This window comes from Sphingomonas bacterium, from assembly GCF_903644055.1.
Taxonomy (GTDB): Bacteria; Pseudomonadota; Alphaproteobacteria; order Sphingomonadales; family Sphingomonadaceae; genus Sphingomonas_I.
Genome location: NZ_CAHJXD010000296.1, coordinates 1 through 3,062, shown reverse-complemented (window position 1 = coordinate 3,062; position 3,062 = coordinate 1). Strand labels below are relative to the sequence as shown.

Annotated in this window: 1 protein-coding gene and 1 pseudogene; one reads left to right on the top strand and one right to left on the bottom strand. The window is 70.7% G+C overall.

Annotated elements, in window-relative coordinates; all coding sequences use genetic code 11:
• Positions 1-20 precede the first annotated feature (20 nt).
• A pseudogene (locus HUU94_RS12605) lies at positions 21-1,559 on the top strand (DUF885 domain-containing protein).
• Here HUU94_RS12605 and HUU94_RS12600 read toward each other — a convergent pair.
• On the bottom strand, positions 1,516-3,062 hold a 1,547-nt coding region (locus HUU94_RS12600), incomplete at its 5' end, for a ComEC/Rec2 family competence protein (protein WP_174275413.1). The pseudogene HUU94_RS12605 and the gene HUU94_RS12600 sit on opposite strands and share 44 nt — an antisense overlap.

Here is a 3,062-nt window from a genome sequence, read left to right as displayed (position 1 = left end):
CGGCGGCGCAGGCGGCGCGGCTGGCGCGGCTCACCGCATCGGCCGGCGCGCTGGCGGCGATCGATGCGGCTGGCCTCTCGCCGCAGCATCAGGTCGATGCGCAAGTCTATCGCTACGCGCTCGACACGCGGATCGCGGGGCTGCGCTTCCGGACCTACGAGATGCCGTTCAACTCGGATTCGAGCTTCTGGAGCGCGCTCGGTTCTCAATCCCGCGCGACCTTCAGGACCGAGCAGGATTACCGCAACTGGATCGCGCAGCTTCGCGGGATCCCCGGCTGGGTCGACGATCAGACCGCCAATCTGCGCGCGGGCCTCGCGCGCGGCTTCACTCCGCCGAAGGTGACGCTCGAAGGGCGCGCCGCCTCGCTGGATGCGATCGCCGACGCCGGCGACCCTGTGCGGACCAGCCTCTACGCACCGTTCAGGACGATGCCCGCGAGCCTCCCGGCGGCGGTCCAGGCCGAGCTGCGCGCGCAGGGTGCGGCGGCGATCGGCGCGGCGATACCGGCGTTCGCCAGGCTGCGCCGCTTCCTCAACGACGACTATATCCCGCATGCGCGGGTGAGCCTTGCGGCCGAGGCGCTGCCCGACGGGCGCGCCTTCTACCGCGCGTAGATCGCCGAATATGCCACCGTCGCGATGACCCCGCCGCAGATCCATGCGCTGGGATTGTCAGAGGTCGCACGCATCCATGCCGAGATGCTGAAGGCGATGGCGGACAGCGGCTTCAAGGGGGATTTCCCGGGCTTTCTCGCCTTCCTGCGCCACGATCCGCAATTCTATGCCAGGACGCCCGATGAACTGCTCGAGCAGGCGGCGTGGATCGCCAAGCAGGTGGACGGCAAGCTCGGTCTGTTCTTCGGGCGCCTGCCGCGCAAGCGGTTCGCGATCGTGCCCGTGCCCGCCGATATCGCGCCCTTCTACACCGCCGGGCGCGGCGGCGACGGCGTCTATCTGCTCAACACCTATGATCTGCCCTCGCGCCCGCTCTACCAGCTCACCGCGCTGACGCTGCACGAAAGCGCGCCGGGCCATGCAATGCAGATACCGCTGGCGGCGGAGAATAAGGAGCAGCTACCCTTCCGCCGCCACCTCTATATTTCGGCCTATGGCGAGGGCTGGGCGCTCTATTGCGAGCGGCTGGGCGACGAGATGGGCCTCTATCGGACGCCCTATGAGCGGTTCGGCATGCTTTCCTATCAGATGTGGCGCGCGGCGCGGCTGGTGATCGATACCGGCGTGCATTCGCTGGGCTGGACGCGCGCACAAGGGCAGGCCTTCCTGCGCGACAATAGCGCGCTTTCCGAGCATGAGATCGAGACCGAGGTCGATCGCTACATCAGTTGGCCGGGGCAGGCGCTGAGCTATTATCTCGGCGAGATGGCGATCCGCAACGGCCGCGCCAGGGCCGAGGCGGCGCTCGGCCCCAGGTTCAACCTCCGCGCCTTCCACGATATGGTGCTGTCGACGGGATCGGTGCCGCTGCCCGTGCTCGCGGCGCGGATCGATCGCTTCATCGCCGAGGGCGGAAAGGGGCCTTACCCGGACGACGAGTAGAGCGGATCACCCAGGGGTGCCGATCGCCGCCGTTGACCGTTTCGACCGTGGCCCGCGCCAGCGTGACGGATACGCCACCGTTCTGCCCGAGCGAGGCGGGATCGAGCTTGAGCCATTGCGGCCGGCAGCCCTGCGGCAAGCGGCGATCGCTGACGGCGATATCGGCCCAGCGGCAGGCGCGGGTCAGCGCCTCCCAATCGGTGCGATAGGCGCTGCGCGTCGCGAGCAGGCGCCAGCGCCGGCCGCCGCGATCGAGCGTGGCGACGCAGGCGTCGTCGCCGCAGCGCGCGTTGGGCATCGCGTCGAGATCGAGCGCGGTCGCCTGGATGCCCGCGCCCCAGCCCAGCAGCTCGCGGACATAATCGCCGGCGCGGGGACGCAGCAGGTGGAGGGCATCGCCGTTGCGGATCGCGAGGTGGCGACCGTCGCCGGTGACGAGCAGATCGGGCGCGGGGGTCGCCAGCGCCCACAGCGCGCCGATCGCCAGCGGTGCGGCCCCCAACCGCCGCCAGCGCGTGCGCCACAGTGCCAGCCATAATCCTCCCGCGACCATCAGCAGAAAGGCGCCGAGCGGCATCGAGGGCAAGGCCGCGACCGCGCCGGGCAGGATCGCGACTCGGTGCGCGATCCACAGCAGGAAGCGCAGCGCCGATCCGGCTACCCACCATGCCGGGGTGCCCAGTCCGAAGAGATCGAGCAGCAGCGCCAGTGCTTCGGCGGGCATGACGACGAAGGTGGTGAGCGGGATCGCGACGATGTTGGCGAACGCGCCGTAGAGGCCGGCGCGGTGGAAATGATAGAGGCCGATCGGCGCCAGCGCCGCCTCGACGAGAAGGCCCGTCGCCAGCAGCGAGAGCAGTTCGCGCAGGATCCGGCGCGACCAGCTCTCATCGCGCTTCAGCGCAAGCGCGCGCACCTTGGGGTTTTCGTAGAGCGCGACGATCGCGGTGACGGCGGCGAAGCTGAGCTGGAAGCTCGGGCCGACCAACGCCTCGGGCCGGAACAGCAGCACGACGAGCGCGCCGGTGGCGACGAGCCGCAGCGTCATCGCCTCGCGGCCCAGCGCGATGCCGCCGAGCACCAGCAGCGACGCGACGCACGAGCGGACGGTCGGCACCTGGGCGCCCGACAGCAAGGTGTAGGCGATCCCCGCCAGCGCGCCCGTCGCGGCGGCGATCAAAGTCAGCGGCCAGCGCAGCGCGAGCCATGGGCTCAGCGCCAGCAGGCGGAGCGTCAGCACCATCGTCGCCGCGATCACCGCCGCCACGTGGAGCCCGCTGATCGAGAGCAGATGCGCCAGCCCCGATCGGCGGAAATCGTCGGCCGCCTGCGGATCGATCCCGCCGACATCGCCGGTGGCGAAGGCCGCGGCGACCCCGCCGGCGTTGCCGCCGATCGCGCCCTCGATATGCCGTGTCAGCAGCGCCCGCTTGCCGTCCAGCCAGCGCTGGAAGCCACCGCCGGGCGGCGCGGGGGCTGCGACCCGCACGGGCCCGAGCGCCT